The following is a 3,223-nucleotide window of genomic DNA, read 5'->3' as shown; positions in this document are numbered from 1 at the left end:
GTTTATATGATTATGTGTCATTTGCTGACCAAGATGATATCTGGCTTGTTGATAAGTTGAAACAGTCTATTTTAACGATCAAAAATGAAAATGCAGATGCATATTCTGGAAATGTGACAGCATTCTGGTGTGATGGCAAGCAGAGTTTGGTGAAGAAAGATTATAGCCAAACTCAATACGACTACTTATTTGAGTCATCCGGCCCTGGATGTACCTTCGTTTTATCAAAAAAGCTTGCGGATGCAATTAAACTAAAGTTGAAAAGCAAGAAAAATCAAATCAATAACCTATGGGTTCATGACTGGTTTTGCTACAGTTTTGCTCGTGCTAATGGTTTTCGTTGGGTCATTGGTTCCGAACCTTTAATGTTATATAGACAGCATGATAGTAATGAAGTAGGCGCAAACGCAGGTATTAAAGCGATTATTTCCAGGACAAAAGTTGTTCTAAGTGGTGACGCCTTTGATAAAGTAAAGGCACAAGCTGATTTTCTAGATCAAAAAGAACTTCCTCTTGAATATATGAACTCTGGAACGTTACATAGTTTGTTTAAGCTATTTTTCATTTCATTAAAATGTCGTAGGAAATGGTCGGATAAAATTATGTTTAGTGTAGCTATTGCATTGTTATCGTTAAATAAAATTCTTGGAGTTCGTTAATGTACCTAGTTACAGGCGCCAGTGGCTTCATCGGCAAGGAGTTATTAAAGTCAAATTGTAAGTTCAAATCTCTATACAGGATTAGTGCTTGCGATAAAGTTGAACCCTATTACTGCATAGATGAATTAGATGGAAACACCCAGTATGGGAATGCTTTTGATGGTGTCGAAGCAATTATACATTTAGCAGGCTTAGCGCACTCCAAGTCCTATTCTCACAAAGAGTATAGAAAGGTAAATGTTGAGGGCACGTTAAATATAGCTAAGCAAGCTGCTGTTGCTGGCGTAAAAAGATTTGTTTTTGTTAGCTCGATTGGTGTTCATGGCTTTAGTCTGAATGGCAAAATCACCGAGCAATCTCAAGTTAGTCCTCATAATGAATATGCAAAATCCAAATATGATGCTGAATTAGGTTTAAGCGAAATATCAAAAGAGACAGGTCTGGAAGTTGTTATTGTTCGTCCTACTTTAGTTTATGGGTTTAATGCTCCTGGTAACTTTGGTTTGCTTACAAGTCTGATTAGCCGTTTTCCATTATTACCTTTTGGTATGGTACATAATAGACGGGACTTTATTTCAGTACAGAACTTATCAGACTTACTGATAACGTGTGCTAAACACCCTAAAGCGGCTGGTCATACCTTCCTTGCGTCTGAGGGTGAAACTGTATCAACGAAAGAGTTTGCAAATGCAATAGCTGGTGGCCTGAATAAAACCATTATCCAACTCCCTGTTCCGGTTAAATTAATGAAATTTGTCGCCAGAGTCACTGGCAGGTCAACCATGGTGGAGCAACTTGTTGGAAACTTTGAAGTTGATTCATCACACGCCAAGAATATATTAGATTGGCAGCCTCCTTATACAATGAAAGAATCCATGAAAACACTCATAGCGAAAAATAAGTGAAACGTTACATTTACTTTTTTGATACAGAATGTCCTGTTTTGACCACCAAGGTGATTGGTAATGAAGGCAAATCTTGGTCGCTGTTCTGATTTTATACCTATTTTAAAATATCTTATATAAGGGTTTTGTTACTGTACAGGCCCTCTTATAATTCCCGCATTCCCGCATTCCCGCATTCCCGCATTCCCGCATTCCTGCTTTACTATTCCCCCTATACACCGTCAAAATCATCAGTATCATAAAACTCAGAACATCTAGCACATGATAAAAAAAATTCCGTTGCTCCTTTATGCTCTACTTATCCTCTTTCTCTCACTTAAACCCAATGGCCCGGAGTTAGTCTCTATACCCCATATCGATAAAGTGCAGCATTTCATCGCTTATGCAGTGTTTGCCATAGTTGCGGCATATGCTGTTGCAACTAAGCGGGCTTTTTATAGATATGGATTAGCCATTGTGTTGTTCAGTGGTGGTATCGAAATCCTCCAGCCATATTTCGGCCGTGAGTGCTCGCTTTTTGATTTATTGGCAAACTCCCTAGGTGTGGCTTTAGGGATGTTTATTGTGTCACTTGTTAACAACAAGCAAGTTTGGTTCGAGGGTTACTTAAACTTGGATTAGCCTGAGAAGCCATCATAAAAACGATTAATTAGTATTGTAGATAGCCCAAGGCATGTAAAACTGTATGCTAAATTTATGGGGAAATGAAGGAAGGACTTGGTTGCAGTCTTGGGGCTGAAAACCTGGTCGACATCCTGTAGACTGACTCTTTCAATTCGTGTATGTCGGAAAGTTGTCTATTGGCGCAGGCCTTGAAGATAACTTCTATTAGAGTGAAGGACTATATGTTCAATAAGATCTTGGTTGTTTGCGTGGGTAATATCTGTCGTTCCCCATCTGGTGAGTACTTACTCAAGCACCATCTTCCTAACAAACATATCGCATCTGCAGGTGTAGGTGCCTTGGTAGGTAAACCCGCTGACAAAATGGCGGCTGAAGTCGCACTTGAGCACGGTATTAATTTGGAAGGCCATGTGGCCCAGCAATTGACCAGTGATTTATGCCGTGATTATGATTTGATTCTGGTGATGGAAAAAGGCCATATCGAAGCGGTGACCAGTATTGCGCCCGAAGCGCGCGGTAAAACCATGCTGTTTGGTCAGTGGATTGGTCAAAAAGACATTCCCGACCCATACCGCCAAAGCCGTGAAGCGTTCGACTTTGCCTATGAGTTGATTGATGATTCAGCCAAAGCGTGGGCGAAGAAGTTGTAATTAGTCGCCTTGGTACTTGCATGATCTCGTATCAAGGCGTTTTTCAAAGCTATTGAGCGGGTTACGTCATTCCAAATGATCGGAAAAATCTTCTCAATACTATTCTTCTGAAACCCTACATGGTTACCGGAACTGGCTAAATACAGCCCCTCTTGTGACTGTTCTGCCGTCTAAACCACCTCATATTAAAAGTTCATGGTTGGAGTAAAGTTCTGCTATTACGTGGTTCTTCATATAAAGTAACAAAAAACATTAAGGATGAAATATTAAATTTCATTAAAGTAACGTTGTATATGAAAAATAGTGATTTTTGAGCTCTGGTCCGATATGTTTACTATTATGTGTTACGACTAATTTTTCTGACATTAATGCGGTAAATATATCT

4 protein-coding genes are annotated in these 3,223 nt (G+C 39.4%); all 4 read left to right on the top strand.

The features are described 5' to 3' along the window. On the top strand, positions 1-659 hold a 659-nt coding region (locus BIZ37_RS29755; RefSeq protein WP_187464615.1), incomplete at its 5' end, for a glycosyltransferase family 2 protein. Then, on the top strand, positions 659-1,564 hold the full coding sequence (locus tag BIZ37_RS29750; protein ID WP_187464614.1) for an NAD-dependent epimerase/dehydratase family protein: 906 nt from the start codon (positions 659-661) through the stop codon (positions 1,562-1,564). The genes BIZ37_RS29755 and BIZ37_RS29750, both read left to right, overlap by 1 nt. Positions 1,565-1,825: 261 nt before the next feature. Then, complete coding sequence (locus BIZ37_RS29745) at positions 1,826-2,185, top strand: VanZ family protein (protein ID WP_187464613.1); 360 nt, start codon at positions 1,826-1,828, stop codon at positions 2,183-2,185. Positions 2,186-2,409: 224 nt separating this feature from the next. Beyond that, positions 2,410-2,838, top strand: coding sequence for a protein tyrosine phosphatase (locus tag BIZ37_RS29740; RefSeq protein ID WP_187464612.1), 429 nt, complete (start codon positions 2,410-2,412; stop codon positions 2,836-2,838). The last annotated feature ends 385 nt before the right edge of the window (positions 2,839-3,223 follow it).

Source organism: Photobacterium sp. BZF1, assembly GCF_014349205.1.
Taxonomy (GTDB): Bacteria; Pseudomonadota; Gammaproteobacteria; order Enterobacterales; family Vibrionaceae; genus Photobacterium.
Note: the sequence above shows the minus strand (reverse complement) of the source record. Positions and strands in the feature narration are given on the sequence as shown.

What these genes read in the sequence shown, in the direction of transcription:
- BIZ37_RS29740 (WP_187464612.1), top strand. Translation starts at nt 2,410, where the DNA reads ATGTTCAATAAGATCTTGGTTGTTTGCGTGGGTAATATCTGTCGTTCC.
- BIZ37_RS29750 (WP_187464614.1), top strand. Translation starts at nt 659, where the DNA reads ATGTACCTAGTTACAGGCGCCAGTGGCTTCATCGGCAAGGAGTTATTA.
- BIZ37_RS29745 (WP_187464613.1), top strand. Translation starts at nt 1,826, where the DNA reads ATGATAAAAAAAATTCCGTTGCTCCTTTATGCTCTACTTATCCTCTTT.